The organism is Bacillus sp. D7-8 (assembly GCF_052055895.1).
GTDB classification, from domain to species: domain Bacteria; phylum Bacillota; class Bacilli; order Bacillales; family Bacillaceae; genus Bacillus; species Bacillus velezensis.
This window is the reverse complement of the sequence record NZ_CP179922.1, coordinates 2612446-2632136: the sequence shown is the minus strand read 5'-3', so window position 1 is coordinate 2632136 and position 19691 is coordinate 2612446. Positions and strand designations below refer to the sequence as shown.

The window sequence follows — 19691 nt, the reverse complement described above, 5'->3', positions numbered from 1 at the left end:
CCGTAAAAATGTGGTGAATGGAATGGAAGCAGTCCAATCAGTGCTTCAGGAATACGGGCTGGCGGCTGAGTATATTGAGCCTGTCAGCCCGCATGTTTGGAAGGTCTACTCAAACTACGGCATTTTTGCTTTGAAACAGCTCAAGCCGGCCCGCAGCAGTGAATTTACGGATCTTATGATTGAGATTGAGGAGAAAGGGTACCGATCATTTGTGCCGATCTGCCGCACGTATGCCGGCGATTTTTTTGCGGGAAGACAGACGGAGAATTCTTATTATTTAATGCCTTGGCTTCAGTACGATCAGGAAGAGGAACGGGATCAAAAACATGTTTACCTTTTTAAAGAGGTCGCGAAGCTCCATTCTGCGACTGTGCGGGACATCCAAATCCGGACTGAAGATATCAGCGGCTTTTATGAAGCAACGAAAAGAGATTGGGAAAATGATAAGCTTGTCTATGAACAATTCGCCGACCGGGCGGAAAAAGAGTGGTATCTTTCACCTTTTGAACTGCAGGCTGTTACGTATCTTACAGAAACGGTTTCCGCCGTCAATTTCGCTCTGGAACGTCTGGAAGAATGGTTTGACGCGGCAAAGGATCATGACAAGACGAGAGCGGTGATCAACCACGGCAGCTTATCGAGCCGCCACTTTCTGTATAATGATGCGGGATCGGGCTTTTTCACGAATTTCGAGAAAGCTGCGCTGGGCCCTCCGCAAAACGACCTGCTCGGCTTTTACTCCAGAATGTTCAGAAGCTATCCGAAAGCATGCCCGGAATGTCTGGACTGGTTTTATACGTATCACAAATCATTCCCGCTCCGTGAAGCGGAAATCAGCCTGTTTCTCAGCTATATGGCTTATCCGTCCGCCATGTACAAAGTGCTGAAACGGTATCAGACCGGCCAAAGGGGCTCTGAAAAAGAAGAGTGCACGCAATTATTAAGAGCGTTTTGGCAGATGAAAAATGTTGAGCCTTTTCTCATGAAGGTTCATCAGATTGAGCGGGAGAAAAAAATAAAAGCGGAAAACGAGTCCTCTTCATAACGGGACTCGTTTTTTTATATCCATTCCAAATGCAGGGCGCACGCTAAAAACAGCAGGATGGCAAGCAGCAGGACATCAAAAGTCGTCGGAAAGAAAATCGTCCTGATCCCCTGAAAGATCGTAATCGGGATAATGACTTGCACGGATACAAGGCGGACCTGTCTGGCCCATTGGGGGAGCGAATAAGAATTGAATTTTTTTCTCACGGGCAATTCCTCCTCACATTCGCCTTTCTATGTATCGTATGTAAGGGAAAGGGCGTGGTGCATGCCCATTTATGTATGACGGCAGCGGTTTTTGGAAAAGATGATTGACGAATCAAAAACACTTTTACTATAATAAAGAACATAATAAATAAGATCATGAGCTGATATAAATACACCTGCTTTGAACGGGAAGAGTACAAGAAAGACGCATGAAGAGAGAGAAGCTACTGTGCTGAAAGGCTTCTTATGCCGTCTCATTGGAAGGTCGCCCGGGAGCATAATTTCTTGAACATACAGTAGAGAAATTCGGGCCGCACCCGTTATCCGTTTAAGTGCATGAACAAATCTGTTCATGAAAAAAGGTGGTACCGCGAAAGAGCTTTTCGTCCTTTATCAGGATGAAGGCTCTTTTTTAGTTGCTCAGCCATTTCTAAACATGCTGGAGGGTTATCATGGATACAAATGAACAAACAATGCCGACAAAATATGATCCGTCTGCGATTGAAAAAGGCCGCTATGATTTTTGGCTGAAAGGAAAATATTTTGAAGCGGGCGGCGATCAAACGAAACAGCCGTATTCTGTCGTCATTCCGCCGCCGAACGTGACGGGCAGGCTGCACCTCGGACATGCGTGGGATACGACGCTGCAAGATATCGTTACGCGTATGAAACGCATGCAGGGCTATGACGTGCTCTGGCTTCCGGGCATGGACCACGCCGGCATCGCCACTCAGGCAAAAGTCGAAGCGAAGCTCCGCGAACAGGGCACAAGCCGTTATGACCTCGGCCGTGAAAAGTTTTTAGAAGAAACGTGGAAGTGGAAGGAAGAGTATGCTGATTTCATCCGCAGCCAATGGGCTAAGATGGGACTCGGACTCGATTATTCACGCGAACGTTTTACTCTTGATGAAGGGCTGAACAAAGCCGTGCGGGAAGTATTCGTCAAGCTGTACAAAAAAGGCTTGATTTACAGAGGCGAATATATCATCAACTGGGACCCTGCCACAAAAACGGCTTTATCCGATATTGAAGTGATTTACAAAGACGTACAGGGCGCGTTTTATCATTTGCGCTATCCGTTAGCAGACGGTTCAGGCTCAATTGAAATCGCGACCACCCGTCCGGAAACAATGCTTGGCGACACGGCTGTCGCGGTTCATCCTGAAGATGAGCGCTACAAGCACTTAATCGGCAAAACGGTGATTCTGCCGATTACAAACCGTGAAATTCCGATTGTCGGCGATGATTATGTTGATATGGAATTCGGATCAGGCGCCGTTAAAATCACGCCTGCCCATGACCCGAATGATTTTGAACTCGGAAACCGCCACAATTTAGAGCGGATTCTCGTCATGAATGAAGACGGAACAATGAATGAAAAAGCGCTGCAATATAACGGCATGGACCGGTTTGAATGCCGCAAAAAACTCGTCAAAGATCTTCAGGAATCCGGTGTTCTCTTTAAAATCGAAGACCATATGCATTCTGTCGGACATAGTGAGAGAAGCGGCGCCGTTGTTGAGCCGTACCTGTCCACACAATGGTTTGTCAAAATGCAGCCGCTGGCCGATGCTGCGGTTGACCTTCAGTCAAAAGAAGAGAAAGTTCACTTCGTTCCAGACCGTTTCGAGAAAACGTACCTGCATTGGATGGAAAATATCCGTGATTGGTGTATTTCCCGTCAGCTGTGGTGGGGCCACCGCATCCCGGCTTGGTATCATAAAGAAACAAAAGAAGTGTACGTCGGCCTTGAGGCGCCTGAGGACAGTGAGAATTGGGAACAGGATTCAGACGTGCTTGATACATGGTTCAGCTCCGCGCTTTGGCCGTTTTCTACAATGGGCTGGCCTGATGAAAACGCTGAAGACTTTAAGCGGTATTACTCAACCGATGTTCTTGTAACGGGATATGACATCATTTTCTTCTGGGTATCCCGGATGATTTTCCAAGGTCTTGAGTTTACCGGCGAGCGTCCGTTCAAAGACGTGCTGATTCACGGCTTAATCCGTGACGAGCAGGGCAGAAAAATGAGTAAATCCCTTGGGAACGGCGTGGACCCGATGGATGTCATCGACAAGTACGGAGCGGATTCCCTGCGCTATTTCCTGGCAACCGGAAGTTCACCGGGACAGGATCTCCGTTTCAGCTATGAAAAAGTGGAATCCACATGGAATTTCGCAAATAAAATTTGGAACGCCTCCCGTTTTGCATTAATGAACATGGACGGCATGACGTATGACGAGCTTGATCTGTCCGGTGAAAAATCAGTTGCTGATAAGTGGATCCTCACAAGACTGAATGAAACGATAGAAGACGTAACCCAGCTTGCGGATCGTTATGAATTCGGTGAAGTCGGACGCCACCTGTACAACTTTATCTGGGACGATGTGTGCGACTGGTATATCGAAATGGCGAAGCTTCCGCTGTACGGGGAAGATGAAGCGGCGAAGAAAACAACCCGTTCTGTTCTGGCATACGTGCTTGACCAGACGATGCGTCTTCTTCACCCGTTTATGCCATTCTTAACGGAAGAAATCTGGCAGCACCTTCCTCATGAAGGCGAGTCAATCACGATCAGCTCTTGGCCGGTTCCGGTGCCGGAGCATACGGATAAAGAGGCAGCGGCGGATATGAAACTGCTCGTTGAATTAATCCGTTCTGTCCGCAATATCCGGAGCGAAGTCAACACGCCGATGAGCAAGCAGGTTGAACTTTACATTAAAACATCTACCGAAGACATTGCCGGCCGCCTTGAGAAGAACCGTTCTTACGTTGAACGCTTTACGAATCCGAGCACGCTGAAAATCGGGACGGATATCACTGCGGCAGACAAAGCGATGACAGCGGTCGTCACCGGAGCGGAAGTCATTCTGCCGCTTGAAGGGCTGATTAACATTGATGAGGAGATCGCCCGTCTGCAAAAAGAATTCGACAAGCTGACAAAAGAGGTCGAACGCGTTCAGAAAAAACTCGGCAACGAAGGATTCATTAAAAAAGCTCCTGAGCATGTCATTGAAGAAGAACGCGGAAAAGAGAAAGACTACACGGCAAAACGCGAAGCTGTCCGGCAGCGGATTGCAGAGCTGAAAGGCTGATAAAACAGCGGGGCGGTTTCCTAAGAAACCGCCTTGTCGTATAAAAGAGGGGATTTCATTGTTTAATACGTACAAAGAAGCGATCAGCTGGATTCACGGCAGACTCAAGTTCGGCGTTAAGCCGGGCCTTCTCCGTATGGAAAAGCTGATGGAAAAACTGGAACACCCGGAAAAGAACATTCGCGCCATTCATGTGGCGGGCACAAACGGCAAAGGATCGACTGTCGCTTTTATCCGTTCCGTGCTTCAAGAATCCGGTTATACGGTCGGCACGTTCACATCGCCTTACATTATTACGTTTAATGAGCGTATCAGCGTCAACGGCACGCCGATTTCTGATGAGGAATGGAGAACGCTCGTTAATGACATAAAACCGATAGTCGATGAGCTTGATAAGACCGATGCCGGAACGGTGACAGAATTTGAAATCATTACAGCGTGTGCATTTTTATATTTTGCGAAGCGGGCTGATATCGATTTTGTCATTTTTGAAGCGGGGCTCGGCGGCACATTTGATTCAACCAATATTGTGAATCCGCTCCTGTCGGTCATTACAAGTATCGGACATGACCATATGGCGATTTTAGGCAATACCATCGAGGAGATCGCCGGGCAGAAAGCCGGTATCATTAAAAATTCCATTCCGGTTATTACGGGCGTCAATCAGCCGGAAGCACTCGGCGTTATTGAAGCGGAAGCCGAAAAAAAGCAGGCTCCGTATCAGTCACTATATAAAACGTGCAGACTGTTTAATGAAGCGGCGCTTCCGTCCGGTGAAAGCTTTTCGCTGGAAACGGAAACGAAATGCTATGAAAACATTCAAACGTCGCTGATCGGCATTCACCAAAGGCAGAATGCGGCATTGGCGATATTGGCCGCTGAATGGGTGAATCGTCTGGGAGCCGCAGCCATTTCTGAAGAAGCGATGCGAAACGGCCTGAAAAAAGCATCGTGGCCGGGCCGGTTTGAACGTCTTCAAAGCCGCCCTTTAGTGTTTGCGGACGGCGCGCATAACGAAGAGGGCGTTGAAACGCTGACAGAAACGATCCGCCAGCGCTTTGCCGGTAAAAACGTCCATGTCGTATTCAGCGCATTAAAAGACAAACCGTATCAGGAAATGATTAAAAAGCTTGAAACCGAAGCGGATTCCATTCACTTTGTATCATTTGACTTTCCGCGTGCTTCAAGCGCCGAAGCCCTTTATAACGCAAGCAGTCTAGCGGATAAGAGCTTCGATGAGAACCCGGACAGTGTGAAAGAGTGGATTGAACAAAAAGATGGTGCGGATGATGTCATCATCATTACCGGCTCCTTATACTTTATTTCAGAAATGAGAAAGCGGCTTATCTGACAGCCCCTCGGATGCCCGACGGACCATTTTCCGGTTTTGCCGGGTGTTTTTATGCTGAAAATATATTTTCAGCCATTTTAGTCATGGTGTTTTTCTTTGCTATAATCTGAGCCAGATTGATAGTAAAGGTGTGGTCTGAGTGCTTTTGATTCTGTTTTTTCTAGGCTTGATTTTCGGTTCTTTTTTTTATACAGCAGCGTGCCGTATCCCGCTGCGAATCTCGGTTATTTCGCCGCGTTCAGCCTGTTCGTTTTGCCGCTTGCCGCTCTCCTGGGGGGAGCTTGTGCCCGTCGTTTCCTATATTCTGCAAAGAGGCAGATGCAGAAACTGCCGTGCGAAGCTGTCGGTTATGTATCCGGCGGCGGAATGCTGGACGGCATGTTTATTCACGGCTGCAGGCATTCATTTCGGTTTCTCAAAAGAACTGTTAGTCGCGCTGTTATTTCTGTCTCTGCTCATGATTGTTACTATGACGGATCTGCAATATATGCTGATTCCTGACAAAGTTCTGCTGTTTTTTCTTCCGCTTTTCATCGCCGGGCGTATGTTTTCTCCGCTGGATTCATGGTATGCAGGGTTTGCCGGAGCCGTTTGCGGATTTTTTCTGCTTGTTTTTATCATGTTTGTCAGTAAAGGAGGCATCGGCGCAGGTGATGTGAAACTGTTTGGGGTGATCGGCCTGACGCTCGGCGTAAAGCTCGTGCTCATTGCATTCTTTCTTTCCGTTATGATCGGAGCCGTATACGGTATGTGCGCCGCAGCCCGGGGCAGGCTTGGTAAAAAGCAGCCATTTCCGTTTGCGCCGGCCATCTCAGCCGGGAGCGCTTTGAGTTATTTATACGGTGAAGAGCTGTTTTCGTTTTACATCAAGCTCGCTTCAGGAGGGGCTTGAAAAATTTGGCGAACGTTTTTTGGACAAGACGACAAAAGTCTTGTTCTTTTTTTTTTCGCCTATGCTAAAGTGTGAACCATGATCAGTTCAAGGTACGGCCAAGACGAATGCAAGGGGGAAGAGACGTTGAAAAAAAGGAAGAGCAAAAAGCACAGCAAAGCCAAAAACAATGCCCTTAAAGTAACCATTAACGGACAAGAAGAAACGATGTATGGACAAGAAGATGTGAAAGAAGGCGGGGAGAAAACCGTCACATTTTCAAATTGGGAAGAAACAAAAAAGGCGGAGCAGGAGACCGCCGCATCCCATGAAGATCCGAAAGAAGAAGATTTCAATTGGGATCATGAGAAGAATTCTGAGGTATTTGAAGATGACCCGAAAGTCGTTCCGCCATACCAGAAGAAAAAAAACGGCCCTCATTTTCCGAAAAAAAAGCAGCCGTCTTCTCCAGTTAAAAAAGCGGTCACGACAATTGCCGTTGCGGCTGTTTTAGGCACCGGGCTCGGCCTTGTCGCCTTAAATATGTCGGGAAGTAAAGAAGCCTCCGCTCCAGCATCAGCTGACAAAGGTTCACAAGGGCAGACGGCGAAAGCGGGAGATGTTTCTAAAGACAAATCGGAAACAGCCGGCACAGGAGATGCGGAATCTTCAGAGGGAAATTATAAAACATATGCGGTGCAGGCCGGAAAATTTTCATCAGAAAAAGGAGCGCAAACCCTTGTTGACCAGCTGACTGAAAAAGGATACTCGGCCGTCTCTCTGGCTAAAGAAGACGGATACACATACGTGATCGCCGGGCTTGCAGCGGAAAAAAGCTTATCACAGCAATTGGGTCAGACACTGATAGACCATGATTTTGAGGCTTGGGGCGGAAAAGAGCTCAGCTTTGCTGTCGATTCAGGACTGGAAGACTCTTTTAAACAAGCATCTGAGCTCTCCGCCAAAGCGATTACCGGCAAAGATCTTTCAAAAACGGAAGTGGCTGAAGCAGCAAAAGCGGCAGACGGTGCAGACGCCGCTGACAAAAAGCAGAAAGAGGCCGTGCTTCAAGCGCTGAAAGAACTGGAAACGTCGGGTTCGGAATCCGGCTGGAAAGCCCAAAAAGAGCTTTTAAGTGTTGTAAAATAGTATCTCATTTCCCGTCATCCGGCGGGATTTTTTATTTTGTCATCAAAAAGTTATTTTTCTGAAATTGTGGTTGCCCGTTTGATTTGGTAGGATAGACAAGTATCTTTTTTTCTTAAGCAAACCCTGAAAGGATGACAATCATGACAAAACGCTTAATACTCGCATCACAATCTCCGCGAAGAAAAGAACTCCTTAATCTTCTTCAGATTCCTTACAGCATTATTGCAAGCCGCACAGAAGAAAAATTAAATCGAAACCTTTCGCCGGAAGAAAACGTCCAATGTTTGGCCGAGCAAAAAGCCGGTGCTGTATTGGCCGAAAATCCCGATGCAGTCGTTATCGGGGCTGACACGATGGTGTGCATAGACGGCGAATGCCTCGGCAAACCGCATGACAGAGAAGAAGCGGCACACATGCTGCGGAGGCTTTCCGGCCGAAGCCATCAAGTCATTACGGCGGTCAGCATTCAGACGCATGACCGGAAAGAAACGTTCTGTGACACGACGGAAGTGACGTTTTGGCCGCTCAGTGAAGACGACATACAGCTCTACATTGAAACAAAAGAACCGATGGATAAAGCAGGTGCATACGGCATCCAAGGAAAAGGCGCGCTTTTAGTGAAAAAAATAGACGGTGATTTTTATTCTGTCGTCGGGCTTCCTGTCGCTAAAACAATGAGAGCCTTGAAAGAATTTAATATAAAAGCTTGATGTTCAAACCGGGAAGGGGAACAAGGAGGGGTTGATCATCCGTGATCTGCCGTTAAAATTAAGAGATTTCCCCGAAAAAGAAAAACCGAGAGAGCGGCTTCTGCACTTCGGAGCCGAACATCTCTCTAACAATGAATTGCTCGCCATCCTGCTGCGGACGGGAACGAAACATGAGTCCGTCATGAACCTCGCTCACCGGCTGCTGCGGACGTTTGACGGGCTGCGACTGTTAAAAGGCGCCTCTGCCCAGGAGCTTTCCAGCATTCCGGGAATCGGCACGGTGAAAGCCGTTCAGATTCTTGCCGCAATTGAGCTGGGGAGCCGCATTCATAAGACATCCGCCGGGGAGCATTGCGTCATCCGCTCTCCGGAAGACGGGGCGAAGTATGTGATGGAGGATATGCGCTTTTTATCCCAGGAGCATTTTGTCTGTTTATATTTAAATACCAAAAATCAAGTCATTCATAAACGCACCGTTTTTATCGGAAGTCTGAATTCATCTATTGTCCACCCGCGGGAGGTGTTTAAAGAAGCTTTCAAACGATCCGCCGCGTCCTTCATTTGTGTTCACAATCATCCTTCAGGAGATCCTACACCGAGCAGGGAAGATATAGAGGTAACCAGGCGGCTTTTTGAGTGCGGAAATTTAATCGGCATCGAGCTGCTGGATCATTTGGTCATTGGTGACAAAAAATTTGTGAGTTTAAAGGAAAAAGGATATTTGTAACACTTTTTTTTTCGTTGATTTAAGATATAATAGATTTTATGAGTTTTTCCCTTTAGGGTATTTTTGCTTTAAGAAAGGAAGATACATACATATGTTCGGAATTGGTACAAGAGACCTTGGTATAGATTTGGGAACCGCGAATACGCTTGTGTTTGTTAAAGGAAAAGGAATCGTAGTGAGAGAGCCGTCTGTCGTTGCTCTGCAAACGGATACGAAGTCCATCGTTGCGGTCGGTAACGATGCGAAAAACATGATCGGAAGAACTCCGGGCAACGTGGTCGCGCTCCGTCCGATGAAAGACGGCGTTATCGCTGACTATGAAACAACTGCGACAATGATGAAATACTACATTAATCAGGCTGTGAAAAATAAAGGATTGTTTGCGAGAAAGCCTTACGTTATGGTGTGTGTGCCGTCAGGTATTACGGCCGTTGAAGAACGGGCGGTCATCGACGCGACAAGACAAGCGGGCGCACGTGACGCTTATCCGATTGAAGAACCGTTTGCAGCAGCAATCGGCGCGAATCTTCCGGTATGGGAGCCGACGGGCAGCATGGTCGTTGATATCGGCGGCGGAACAACTGAAGTGGCGATCATTTCTTTAGGCGGCATTGTCACATCTCAGTCAATCCGCGTAGCCGGTGACGAAATGGACGACTCAATCATCAGCTATATCAGAAAAACATATAATCTGATGATCGGTGACCGTACGGCGGAAGCTATTAAAATGGAAATCGGTTCAGCAGAAACCGGTGAAGAAAATGCGTCAATGGAAATCCGCGGCCGCGATCTTCTGACAGGTCTGCCGAAAACGATCGAAATCACGGGAACGGAAATTGCAAATGCACTGCGTGATACAGTTCTCTCAATCGTTGACGCGGTGAAGAGCACGCTTGAAAAAACACCGCCTGAGCTGGCCGCTGATATTATGGACAGAGGTATTGTATTAACAGGGGGAGGCGCCCTGCTCCGCAATCTCGACAAAGTCATCAGCGACGAAACGAAAATGCCTGTTCTTATCGCTGAAGATCCGCTGGATTGTGTTGCGATCGGCACTGGAAAAGCACTGGAGCACATCCATCTTTTCAAAGGAAAAACAAGATAATCAGGAGTTAAATAGAAGAGGTGTATCACGATGCCGAACAAACGGTTAATGCTATTACTTCTGTGTATTATCATATTGGTGGCTATGATTGGATTCTCGCTGAAGAACGGCCGTAATACCACCTGGCCTGAAAAGCTGATCGGTGATACGACGGGAGTATTTCAAAACATTTTTCACACGCCTGCCGAATATTTTGCAGGGTTCTTCGGGGACATAAAAGACCTGAAAAACACGTACAAGGAAAACGAACGCTTAAGACAAAAGCTGGACGGACAGACACAATATGAAGCGAAGCTCCAAGAACTCAAAGATGAAAACAAGAAGCTGCGTGATGAACTCGGGCATGTCAAATCAATTTCCGACTATGATCCGATTTTAGCGACCGTTATCGCCAGAAACCCTGATCAATGGTACAAGCAGATCATGATCAATAAGGGAACGAAGCAGAAAGTGGCCAAAGACATGGCTGTCACGAACGAAAAGGGTGCGCTGGTCGGGAAGATCAAAAGCAGCGGACTCAACAGTTTCACATCCGCCGTTCAGCTGCTGAGCGATGTTGACCGCAATAACAGAGTGGCCACCAAAATCTCCGGCAAAAAGGGAAGCAAAGGCTACGGTTTAATTGAAGGGTATGATAAAAAGAAACAGACTCTGAAAATGACCATCCTTGAGCCGGATGAAAAACGTGAAGTGAAAAAAGGTGACCTCGTGGAGACATCCGGAACGGGCGGCGTATTTCCTCAAGGGCTGACGGTCGGGGAAGTGACCGATGTAGAATCAGATGCTTACGGCCTGACGAAAATCGCTTACGTGAAACCGGCTGCCGATCTGTACGATCTTGACCATGTCATCGTCGTGAACCGAAGCGTAGCAACAGGGGAGGAAGGATCGTGAAACGTTTCCTTCTCCCTTTGATTATGATTTTGGTCTTTTGTGCGGAAAGCATCTATACCGATCTGGTGCGTTTTCCTTTCGTTTCCGTCGAGCAGCAGGTCGTTCCGCATTTTCTTTTGCTTGCGCTGATTTTTATGTCCGCTTATATCAACCAAAAGCATGCGGTGATCTACGGTTTGATTTTCGGATTTCTTTATGACATCAATTATACGGGTGTTTTAGGCGTTTATATGTTTGGTTTTGCCGGTTTATGCTATCTGGCGGCCAAAGCGTTTAAAGTGCTGCAGACAAACGCCCTGATGGTCATTCTGGTTGCGGTGCTGAGCGTATGTGTGCTTGAATTTTACGTCTACGGCATCCAGACGTTAATCCGCAGCGGCACAATGACATTTAACGATTTTGTCATTCAGAGGTTCTTGCCGACCGCTTTGCTGAATATTGCGGGAGCCGTTATATTAGTCCTGCCCTTCAGGCTGTTTTATATAAGTCTGAAGAAAGAATTAAGAGATGAGTAAAAAGGATTTTATCTTTTTTTGACGAAAAGAGTATGTTGTTGAGGTGAACATTGATGAAGACCAAAAAGCAGCAATATGTAACAATAAAAGGAACAAAAAACGGCTTAACATTGCATCTGGATGATGCGTGTTCTTTTGATGAGCTTCTCGATGGTCTTCAAAACATGCTGTCGATTGAACAATATACTGATGGCAAAGGCCAAAAAATCAGTGTTCATATTAAACTCGGGCATCGGTATCTGTATCAGGAACAGGCAGAGAAGCTGACTGATCTGATCGCGTCAAAGAAAGATTTAGTCGTGCATTCAATTGACAGTGAAGTCATCGCCAAAGAAGAAGCGCAGCGGATGAAAGAGGAGCAGGAAATTGTTTCTGTTTCCAAAATCGTCCGTTCGGGCCAGGTGCTTCACGTGACGGGAGATTTGCTTTTAATCGGAGATGTGAATCCCGGCGGTACGATCAGAGCCGGAGGAAATATATTTGTTCTCGGTTCATTAAAAGGGATTGCCCACGCGGGTTATAACGGAAATAACCGGGCTGTGATCGCCGCATCAGAAATGATGCCGACACAATTGAGGATCAATCACGTGTTAAATCGCTCCCCAGACCACATTCAAAAAGGGAACGACATGGAATGTGCTTATTTAGATACTGACGGAAATATGGTCATTGAACGCCTTCAGCAATTGGCTCATTTAAGACCTGATCTAACAAGGCTTGAGGGAGGAATGTGAAATTGGGTGAGGCTATCGTAATAACTTCGGGAAAAGGCGGAGTAGGTAAAACAACAACATCTGCAAACCTCGGTACCGCCTTAGCCATTTTAGGGAAGCGCGTCTGTTTGGTAGACACAGATATCGGACTGCGCAACCTTGATGTCGTAATGGGTCTTGAAAACAGAATTATTTACGACTTAGTAGATGTAATTGAAGGCAGATGCAAGACGCATCAGGCGCTTGTCAAAGACAAACGTTTTGATGATCTGCTTCATTTAATGCCGGCTGCCCAGACAAGCGACAAGACGGCTGTTGTCCCTGAGCAGATCAAATCGCTTGTGCAGGAGCTTAAGCAGGAATTTGATTATGTCATTATTGATTGTCCGGCCGGAATTGAACAAGGCTATAAAAATGCCGTCTCCGGAGCTGATAAGGCGATTGTTGTGACGACGCCGGAAATATCAGCGGTGCGGGACGCTGACCGCATTATCGGACTTTTGGAGCAGGAAGATATCGAACCGCCGCGCCTTATCGTGAACCGCATCAGAAATCACCTGATGAAAAACGGTGACACGATGGATGTGGATGAAGTTGTTCATCATCTGTCTATTGATCTCCTCGGAATCGTTGCTGACGATGATGAAGTGATCAGGGCTTCAAATATCGGCGAACCGATTGCCATGAATTCCAAAAACCGCGCCAGCATTGCGTACCGCAATATCGCCCGGCGCATTTTAGGAGAATCCGTTCCTTTGCAGGTGCTTGAAGAGCAGCAAAAAGGGATGATGGCGAAAATCAAGTCATTTTTCGGCGTGCGTTCATAATATATACCAGAATACAAAGATCTGATGAAGCCCAGCTTATCAGGTCTTTTTTGTTTTTCAAGAGCGCATATTTGCAATGGACAAGACATAGGATGTACAAACCCAACGATTGCAAAGGATGATGGCGATGAGTCACAGAGCTGATGAAATTAGAAAAAGACTGGCCAAAAGAAGAAAACAGCGGCCTGAATCAAAACGGACTTTCGTTCAAAACGCCCAAACGCAGAATTTTCCCGCGTGGCAGACGGTCAAGGAGCAGGAAAAGCACAAACTTCTTCCGGACTACGAATATCAAACGGAACACCCGCCCGAATTTAACGGACGGCATCCATTGATCAGCGCTCATTCTATTATTTTAAAATGCCTGCTGGCCGCCTGTCTCGTACTGATCTCCGCTATTGCCTATAAAACTGACAAACAGCCGCTGAGTCAGATCAAACCGGCGATCGCACAAACCTTTCAAAAAGAATTTCAGTTTGCTGCCGTAAGCAATTGGTTCGTATCTTCCTTCGGAAACCCGCTCGCTTTTCTTACGCCGGGAACGAAAAAGAAGGACGGTCAGGTGGCGGTCAGTCAGGATATGGCCGTTCCTGCCGCGGGGAAAATCCAGCAGGACTTTCAAAATAACGGAGAAGGCGTCGTCGTCGAAACCGCCAGCGAAGCCATTGACAGCGTAAAAGAAGGCTACATTATGGAAGTGAGCAAAGATAAAAAAACAGGGCTGACGGTGAAGGTGCAGCACGCCGACAATACCAGCAGCATTTACGGCCGGCTAAAAGATGTTAACGTTTCATTGTACGACTTTGTCGATAAAGGGAAAAAGATCGGTTCGATCAAGCTCAACGATAAAAGTAAAGGCCAGTACTATTTCGCGATCCAGGATGGCGATAAATTCATAGATCCGATCCAGGTGATCACATTTGATGAATAAATGGCTCATCCTCCTTTTTAAAATTCATGTCCATCCTTTTCTTTGGATTATCATGGGGCTTGGTCTTATGACGGGGCACATCAAAGCGCTGCTGTGTCTTTTGCTGGTCGTATCCGTTCATGAGCTGGGGCATGCTGCTCTGGCTGTGTTTTTTTCGTGGCGCATTAAACGAATCTTTCTGCTCCCTTTCGGCGGGACGGTTGAGGTGGAGGAGCACGGAAACCGGCCGCTTAAAGAGGAATTCGCGGTCATTCTGGCGGGCCCGCTTCAGCATGTGTGGCTTCAGGCGGCAGCCTGGCTCTTTTTCATGTCAGGCTTTGCAAGTGAGCAGACATTTGAGATGTTTACCTTTTATAATCTCTCCATTCTTTTCATCAATCTTTTGCCGATCTGGCCGCTTGACGGCGGAAAGTTCGTGTTTTTATACTTCTCTAAACAAATGGCTTTTCAAAAAGCGCATCTCCTCAGCCTGCAGACATCAGCCGTTTCCGCGCTTTTGCTCTGCTGCTGGATTGTGCTGGCCGTCCCCCTTCAGGTCAGCGCATGGGTGCTGTTCGTCTTTCTCGCCGCTTCTTTATGGGATGAATACCGGAAGCGGCATTATATTCAGCTGAGGTTTCTTTTGGAGAGATACTACGGCAAAAACCGCGATGTCGCCATGCTGCATCCTTTGACGGTCGCGGCCGATGCCAAAGTAAAGCATGTCATGGCCGAATTCAAACGGGGATGCAAGCACCCCATTATCGTTGAAAAAGCCGGCGAAAAGCTCAGCCAGCTCGATGAAAATGAAGTGCTTCATGCGTATTTTGCCGATAAACGGACAGATTCCTCTATGGAAGACCTGCTGCTGCCTTACTAGAAATAGATTGACATATCCTTTTGGTTCTGATATATTTTTTAATGTTATGGATGTAGCACCAATGCTACAACCGCTCGGGACAGGTGATAAGAGCTTTAAAGCCCCCTGTTGCTGGCGAGTCTTAGTCTAATAGGAGGTGCAGAGAATGTACGCAATCATTAAAACAGGCGGAAAACAAATCAAAGTTGAAGAAGGTCAAACTGTTTACATCGAAAAACTTGCTGCTGAAGCAGGTGAAACAGTGACGTTTGAAGACGTATTGTTTGTTGGCGGAGACAGCGTGAAAGTCGGCAACCCAACAGTTGCAGGCGCGACAGTTACAGCTAAAGTTGAAAAACAAGGCCGTGCGAAAAAAATCACTGTTTTCCGTTACAAGCCAAAGAAAAATGTTCATAAAAAACAAGGTCATCGTCAGCCTTATACTAAATTGACAATCGAAAAAATCAACGCGTAAGCATGATTGAGGCAACAATTCGAAGATCCCGGAATGACGGGGGCATTTTGTCCTTTGAAATGACGGGACATGCCGATTTTGCTGAACATGGACGAGATCTCGTATGCGCCGGGGTCACGGCTGTCGTTTTCGGAGCGGTCAATGCGGTTATCGCGCTGGCTCCTCTCGAACCGATTCTTGATATAGGCGAGGACGGGGGTTATTTCTACTTTGAATTCCCTGAAGCCGCTGATCAGGAAGCTTTGCAAAAAGCGCAGCTGCTGATTGAAGGCATGATTGTTTCTCTTGAAACGATCGAGCGGGATTACAGTGAACACTTACGGTTGACTGCAAACCAAATATAGGAGGTGAGTTACATGCTTAGATTAGATCTTCAGTTTTTCGCTTCTAAAAAAGGTGTAGGTTCTACAAAGAACGGACGTGACTCTGAATCTAAACGTTTAGGCGCTAAACGTGCAGACGGTCAATTCGTAACAGGCGGATCTATCCTTTACCGTCAACGCGGAACGAAAATCTACCCAGGTGAAAACGTGGGCCGCGGAGGAGATGACACTCTTTTTGCTAAAATCGACGGAACTGTTAAATTCGAACGTTTCGGCCGTGACCGCAAAAAAGTGAGCGTATATCCTGTAGCTCAATAATGACACAAAAAACTCCGGTCGTTGACTGGAGTTTTTTTTGCAGTAAGCGGAGTAACATCAAGAATGAAAAGCAGAGGATGCGTGAGTGAACCCCGCCTTGAATGAGGACATCAGCTTCCCATACCCACTGGATATGTTCCCCAAGCAGTGATACCAAAAATGTTTCTGCCTGGCATCCGCATTGTATGCGATCCGAAAAAGGAACATGATGAACCAGGAAAAACAAGTGTTTTTTTAACAAAGCCTTCTCTGTTATAATTCATAGTACACACTTATCAAGACTCCTAAAAAGAAATTAAACGATTGGGAGTGCGAAAATGAAGGATGTATCGAAGAAACAAGAAGAACCTGTAAGCGATGCGGCTCTGATCAATGAGCTGATCCAATTAATGGGCCATTTCCGTCATGATTGGATGAATAAGCTGCAGCTGATAAAAGGAAACTTAAGTTTGCAGAAGTATGACAGGGTCGTTGAAATTATTGACGAAATGGTCATAGATGCAAAGCACGAATCAAAGCTCTCAAACCTGAAAACCCCGCACTTGGCGTTTGACTTTCTTACATTTAATTGGAAGTCCCGTTATATGAGGCTCGAATACGAAGTGCTCGGAGAAATTAAAGATTTATCGGCATATGATCAAAAGCTGTCGAACCTGATGAGAAAACTGTTTCATCTGTTCGGTCTGGCGGTAAATAATGAAAGTGAAAATCATCTGACCGTATCGCTGCAGACGGATCACCCTGACAGACAGCTTATTGTATATCTCGATTTTCATGGAACGATTGCAAATGCAGATGTGTTTGATGAATTTCGCAAATCCCGGCATGAGGACTTTGATGTCATGCAATTTGAGCTGACCGGCCATGAATGTGTGGCCGAAATTGGAATGAACTAGCGGTTTTTTACGGTTTAGAACGGAGGATATTATGTTTGTAGATCAGGTGAAAGTATATGTAAAAGGCGGCGACGGCGGTAACGGAATGGTTGCGTTCCGCCGTGAAAAATATGTGCCGAAAGGCGGGCCTGCCGGCGGTGACGGAGGTAATGGAGGCGACGTCGTTTTTGAGGTTGATGAAGGACTGCGCACGCTCATGGACTTCCGGTACCAGCGGCATTTCAAAGCGATACGCGGCGAGCACGGCATGTCTAAAAACCAGCACGGCAGAAATGCGGACGATATGGTTGTTAAAGTTCCGCCCGGCACAGTCGTAACGGATGACGATACAAAACAGGTCATTGCCGATCTGACTGAGCATGGGCAGCGTGCCGTCATCGCAAAAGGCGGACGCGGCGGACGCGGAAATACCCGCTTTGCGACACCGGCCAACCCGGCACCGCAGCTGTCAGAGCACGGAGAGCCCGGAAAAGAGCGCTATATCGTGCTTGAACTGAAAGTGCTTGCAGACGTAGGTCTCGTCGGCTTCCCGAGCGTCGGAAAATCTACGCTTCTGTCTGTCGTTTCATCGGCAAAGCCGAAAATCGCCGATTATCATTTTACAACGCTTGTTCCGAATCTGGGCATGGTGGAAACGGATGACGGAAGAAGCTTCGTCATGGCGGATCTGCCCGGTTTGATTGAAGGAGCGCATGAAGGAGTCGGCTTAGGCCACCAATTTCTCCGCCATATCGAACGGACGCGCGTCATCGTTCACGTCATTGACATGTCAGCGATGGAAGGCCGTGATCCGTATGAGGATTATGTCACCATTAATCAGGAGCTCAGTGAATATAATCTGCGGCTGACGGAGCGTCCGCAAATTATCGTTGCGAATAAAATGGACATGCCCGAAGCGGCTGAAAATCTTAAAGCGTTTAAAGAAAAGCTTCAGGATGACCATCCTGTCTTCCCGATCAGCGCGGTGACGAGAGAAGGGCTCCGCGATCTTCTGTTTGAAGTCGCCAACCAGCTGGAAACAACGCCTGAATTCCCGCTGTATGATGAAGAAGAACTGGCGGAAAACCGCGTAATGTACACGATGGAAGACGAAGAAATTCCATTTAACATTACCCGTGATCCGGACGGTGCGTTTGTGCTTTCAGGTGACAGTCTGGAACGCCTCTTTAAAATGACTGATTTCTCCCGTGACGAATCCGTCAAGCGTTTTGCAAGACAGATGCGCGGTATGGGCGTTGATGAAGCGCTCAGAGAACGCGGTGCTAAAGACGGCGATATCATCCGGCTTCTGGAATTTGAATTTGAATTTATTGATTAAAAAAACGGAGAGCTTGCAATGCAGGCTCTCTGATGTAAAAGGGAGGGGTGCAGGTGAAAGAAGAGACATTTTATTTAGTGCGTGAAGACGTTCTGCCTGATGCGATGCGGAAAACCCTTGAAGTCAAAAAGCTGCTGGACAGAAAAAAGGCTGAATCGGTTGCAGATGCCGTGCAGAAAGTTGATTTAAGCAGAAGCGCTTTTTACAAATACCGAGATGCGGTTTTCCCTTTTTACACGATGGTTAAAGAACAAATAATCACACTTTTCTTTCATTTGGAGGATCGGTCAGGCGCGTTATCCCAGCTTTTGCAGGCGGTGGCTGACTCAGGAAGCAACGTGCTTTCCATTCACCAGACGATTCCGCTTCAGGGCAGGGCGAATGTCACGCTCTCAATCAGTACGTCCGCAATGGAAGAAAACATTCATACGTTAATGAATAAACTGAGAAAATTTGATTTTATAGAAAAAGTTGAGATCTTAGGGTCAGGCGCGTAAGGAGAGAAGAGACATGAAAGTCGGTTATTTAGGGCCAGAAGCCACATTTACACATCTAGCAGTCAGTTCCTGCTTTCAAAACAGCGTGACACAAGCACCTTATCAAACAATACCGGCATGCATGGATGCGGCGGTTGCGGGAGAAGTTGATCTTGCATTTGTTCCTTTGGAAAACGCGCTGGAAGGCTCGGTTAACTTAACGATTGACTATTTGATTCATGAGCAGCCTCTTGCGATCGTGGGGGAAATGACGCTGCCGATTCACCAGCATCTGCTCGTTCACCCTTCGAGAGAAAATGAGTGGAAAAAGCTTGAGAAAATTTATTCTCATTCCCATGCGATTGCGCAATGCCACAAATTTCTTCACCGGCATTTTTCGTCCGTTCCTTATGAGTATGCGAAGTCAACAGGTGCGGCTGCCAAGTATGTCAGTGAGCATTCGGACCTTCCGATCGGCGTGATTGCAAATGAAATGGCCGCCGCTACATACGGATTGAGCATCGTGAAGCGGGATATTCAGGATTATCAGGACAACCACACGAGATTTGTCATTCTTTCGCCTGAAAAAGACGTCTCATTCGAAGTGAATGCGAAACTGTCTTCACGGCCGAAAACGACGATGATGGTAACGCTTCCCCAAGATGACCAATCAGGTGCGCTGCACAGGGTGCTGTCCGCTTTTTCATGGAGAAACCTGAATTTATCAAAGATCGAATCGCGCCCGACAAAAACGGGTCTCGGCAACTATTTCTTTATTATTGATATTGAACAGGCGATGGATCAGGTTCTCATTCCCGGTGCCGTTCAAGAGATGGAAGCCCTCGGCTGCCGGGTCAAGCTTCTGGGAACATATCAATCCTATTCGATATAAAAAAAGCCCTTCAGGG

At 47.0% G+C, this 19691-nt stretch carries 22 protein-coding genes and 2 other annotated features; of the genes, 21 read left to right on the top strand and 1 reads right to left on the bottom strand.

Annotation, left to right across the window (positions count from 1 at the left end):
- The first annotated feature begins 22 nt into the window (after positions 1-22).
- The gene (gene ysxE, locus ACKTRM_RS12845; RefSeq protein ID WP_012118110.1) at positions 23-1045 is read left to right on the top strand and encodes a spore coat protein YsxE; all 1023 of its coding nucleotides are present in this window, start codon (positions 23-25) and stop codon (positions 1043-1045) included.
- Between the two features lie 14 nt (positions 1046-1059).
- On the opposite strand, the gene ACKTRM_RS12840 is transcribed toward ysxE, so the two are convergent.
- On the bottom strand, positions 1060-1251 hold the full coding sequence (locus ACKTRM_RS12840; protein ID WP_003152639.1) for a hypothetical protein: 192 nt from the start codon (positions 1249-1251) through the stop codon (positions 1060-1062).
- Between the two features lie 172 nt (positions 1252-1423).
- Positions 1424-1645 (top strand) — a binding site (T-box leader).
- A 58-nt stretch (positions 1646-1703) separates the two neighbouring features.
- On the opposite strand from ACKTRM_RS12840, the gene ACKTRM_RS12835 reads away from it, so the two are divergent.
- The 20 genes from ACKTRM_RS12835 (at position 1704) to pheA (ending at position 19675) form a co-directional block, all read left to right on the top strand.
- Positions 1704-4346, top strand: coding sequence for a valine--tRNA ligase (locus ACKTRM_RS12835; protein ID WP_012118109.1), 2643 nt, complete (start codon positions 1704-1706; stop codon positions 4344-4346).
- A gap of 58 nt (positions 4347-4404) precedes the next feature.
- The gene (locus ACKTRM_RS12830; protein ID WP_012118108.1) at positions 4405-5697 is read left to right on the top strand and encodes a bifunctional folylpolyglutamate synthase/dihydrofolate synthase; all 1293 of its coding nucleotides are present in this window, start codon (positions 4405-4407) and stop codon (positions 5695-5697) included.
- 139 nt (positions 5698-5836) lie between these two features.
- Positions 5837-6589, top strand: coding sequence for a prepilin peptidase (locus tag ACKTRM_RS12825; RefSeq protein ID WP_012118107.1), 753 nt, complete (start codon positions 5837-5839; stop codon positions 6587-6589).
- 126 nt (positions 6590-6715) lie between these two features.
- Positions 6716-7717, top strand: coding sequence for an SPOR domain-containing protein (locus tag ACKTRM_RS12820; RefSeq protein WP_012118106.1), 1002 nt, complete (start codon positions 6716-6718; stop codon positions 7715-7717).
- 140 nt (positions 7718-7857) lie between these two features.
- On the top strand, positions 7858-8427 hold the full coding sequence (locus ACKTRM_RS12815) for a Maf family protein (RefSeq protein ID WP_012118105.1): 570 nt from the start codon (positions 7858-7860) through the stop codon (positions 8425-8427).
- 31 nt (positions 8428-8458) lie between these two features.
- Complete coding sequence (gene radC / locus ACKTRM_RS12810; RefSeq protein WP_007408165.1) at positions 8459-9154, top strand: RadC family protein; 696 nt, start codon at positions 8459-8461, stop codon at positions 9152-9154.
- Between the two features lie 91 nt (positions 9155-9245).
- A complete protein-coding gene (gene mreB, locus ACKTRM_RS12805; protein WP_003152647.1) occupies positions 9246-10259 on the top strand; it encodes a cell shape-determining protein MreB in 1014 nt (337 codons plus the stop codon).
- Positions 10260-10289: 30 nt separating this feature from the next.
- The gene (mreC, locus tag ACKTRM_RS12800; protein WP_007408166.1) at positions 10290-11153 is read left to right on the top strand and encodes a rod shape-determining protein MreC; all 864 of its coding nucleotides are present in this window, start codon (positions 10290-10292) and stop codon (positions 11151-11153) included.
- On the top strand, positions 11150-11668 hold the full coding sequence (gene mreD, locus ACKTRM_RS12795; RefSeq protein ID WP_007408167.1) for a rod shape-determining protein MreD: 519 nt from the start codon (positions 11150-11152) through the stop codon (positions 11666-11668). The genes mreC and mreD overlap by 4 nt, the downstream gene beginning before the upstream one ends.
- A gap of 53 nt (positions 11669-11721) precedes the next feature.
- A complete protein-coding gene (gene minC, locus ACKTRM_RS12790; RefSeq protein WP_012118104.1) occupies positions 11722-12402 on the top strand; it encodes a septum site-determining protein MinC in 681 nt (226 codons plus the stop codon).
- Between the two features lie 2 nt (positions 12403-12404).
- Positions 12405-13208: a septum site-determining protein MinD gene (minD, locus tag ACKTRM_RS12785; protein WP_016938784.1), complete on the top strand. Its 804-nt coding sequence runs from the start codon at positions 12405-12407 to the stop codon at positions 13206-13208.
- Positions 13209-13335: 127 nt separating this feature from the next.
- A complete protein-coding gene (locus tag ACKTRM_RS12780; protein WP_007408168.1) occupies positions 13336-14139 on the top strand; it encodes a M23 family metallopeptidase in 804 nt (267 codons plus the stop codon).
- Positions 14132-14998 carry a M50 family metallopeptidase gene (locus ACKTRM_RS12775; RefSeq protein ID WP_007408169.1) on the top strand — a complete coding sequence of 289 codons (867 nt, stop codon included), beginning with the start codon at positions 14132-14134 and terminating at the stop codon, positions 14996-14998. Before ACKTRM_RS12780 ends, ACKTRM_RS12775 begins: the two co-directional genes overlap by 8 nt.
- 58 nt (positions 14999-15056) lie before the next feature.
- Positions 15057-15130: a sequence feature (ribosomal protein L21 leader region), on the top strand.
- Positions 15131-15143: 13 nt separating this feature from the next.
- Positions 15144-15452 (top strand): 50S ribosomal protein L21, encoded by a 309-nt coding sequence (gene rplU, locus ACKTRM_RS12770; protein ID WP_003152660.1) that lies wholly within the window; start codon positions 15144-15146, stop codon positions 15450-15452.
- 2 nt (positions 15453-15454) lie between these two features.
- Complete coding sequence (locus ACKTRM_RS12765) at positions 15455-15796, top strand: ribosomal-processing cysteine protease Prp (protein WP_012118103.1); 342 nt, start codon at positions 15455-15457, stop codon at positions 15794-15796.
- A 12-nt stretch (positions 15797-15808) separates the two neighbouring features.
- A complete protein-coding gene (rpmA, locus tag ACKTRM_RS12760) occupies positions 15809-16093 on the top strand; it encodes a 50S ribosomal protein L27 (RefSeq protein WP_003152662.1) in 285 nt (94 codons plus the stop codon).
- Positions 16094-16410: 317 nt separating this feature from the next.
- The gene (locus tag ACKTRM_RS12755) at positions 16411-16989 is read left to right on the top strand and encodes a sporulation initiation phosphotransferase B (protein ID WP_007408171.1); all 579 of its coding nucleotides are present in this window, start codon (positions 16411-16413) and stop codon (positions 16987-16989) included.
- 31 nt (positions 16990-17020) lie between these two features.
- Positions 17021-18307 carry a GTPase ObgE gene (gene obgE / locus ACKTRM_RS12750; protein WP_007408172.1) on the top strand — a complete coding sequence of 429 codons (1287 nt, stop codon included), beginning with the start codon at positions 17021-17023 and terminating at the stop codon, positions 18305-18307.
- A gap of 53 nt (positions 18308-18360) precedes the next feature.
- Positions 18361-18804, top strand: a complete 444-nt coding sequence (gene thrR / locus ACKTRM_RS12745) for a transcriptional regulator ThrR (protein WP_007408173.1) — start codon at positions 18361-18363, stop codon at positions 18802-18804.
- Between the two features lie 13 nt (positions 18805-18817).
- A complete protein-coding gene (pheA, locus tag ACKTRM_RS12740; protein WP_003152668.1) occupies positions 18818-19675 on the top strand; it encodes a prephenate dehydratase in 858 nt (285 codons plus the stop codon).
- Positions 19676-19691: the final 16 nt, after the last annotated feature.

Bases quoted from the DNA above. Each gene is read 5' to 3' on its own strand.
- ACKTRM_RS12765 (WP_012118103.1), top strand. From the start codon at position 15,455: ATGATTGAGGCAACAATTCGAAGATCCCGGAATGACGGGGGCATTTTG.
- ACKTRM_RS12835 (WP_012118109.1), top strand. From the start codon at position 1,704: ATGGATACAAATGAACAAACAATGCCGACAAAATATGATCCGTCTGCG.
- mreB (WP_003152647.1), top strand. From the start codon at position 9,246: ATGTTCGGAATTGGTACAAGAGACCTTGGTATAGATTTGGGAACCGCG.
- mreC (WP_007408166.1), top strand. From the start codon at position 10,290: ATGCCGAACAAACGGTTAATGCTATTACTTCTGTGTATTATCATATTG.
- ACKTRM_RS12775 (WP_007408169.1), top strand. From the start codon at position 14,132: ATGAATAAATGGCTCATCCTCCTTTTTAAAATTCATGTCCATCCTTTT.
- ACKTRM_RS12815 (WP_012118105.1), top strand. From the start codon at position 7,858: ATGACAAAACGCTTAATACTCGCATCACAATCTCCGCGAAGAAAAGAA.
- obgE (WP_007408172.1), top strand. From the start codon at position 17,021: ATGTTTGTAGATCAGGTGAAAGTATATGTAAAAGGCGGCGACGGCGGT.
- pheA (WP_003152668.1), top strand. From the start codon at position 18,818: ATGAAAGTCGGTTATTTAGGGCCAGAAGCCACATTTACACATCTAGCA.
- ysxE (WP_012118110.1), top strand. From the start codon at position 23: ATGGAAGCAGTCCAATCAGTGCTTCAGGAATACGGGCTGGCGGCTGAG.
- minC (WP_012118104.1), top strand. From the start codon at position 11,722: ATGAAGACCAAAAAGCAGCAATATGTAACAATAAAAGGAACAAAAAAC.
- rpmA (WP_003152662.1), top strand. From the start codon at position 15,809: ATGCTTAGATTAGATCTTCAGTTTTTCGCTTCTAAAAAAGGTGTAGGT.
- ACKTRM_RS12755 (WP_007408171.1), top strand. From the start codon at position 16,411: ATGAAGGATGTATCGAAGAAACAAGAAGAACCTGTAAGCGATGCGGCT.
- ACKTRM_RS12780 (WP_007408168.1), top strand. From the start codon at position 13,336: ATGAGTCACAGAGCTGATGAAATTAGAAAAAGACTGGCCAAAAGAAGA.
- rplU (WP_003152660.1), top strand. From the start codon at position 15,144: ATGTACGCAATCATTAAAACAGGCGGAAAACAAATCAAAGTTGAAGAA.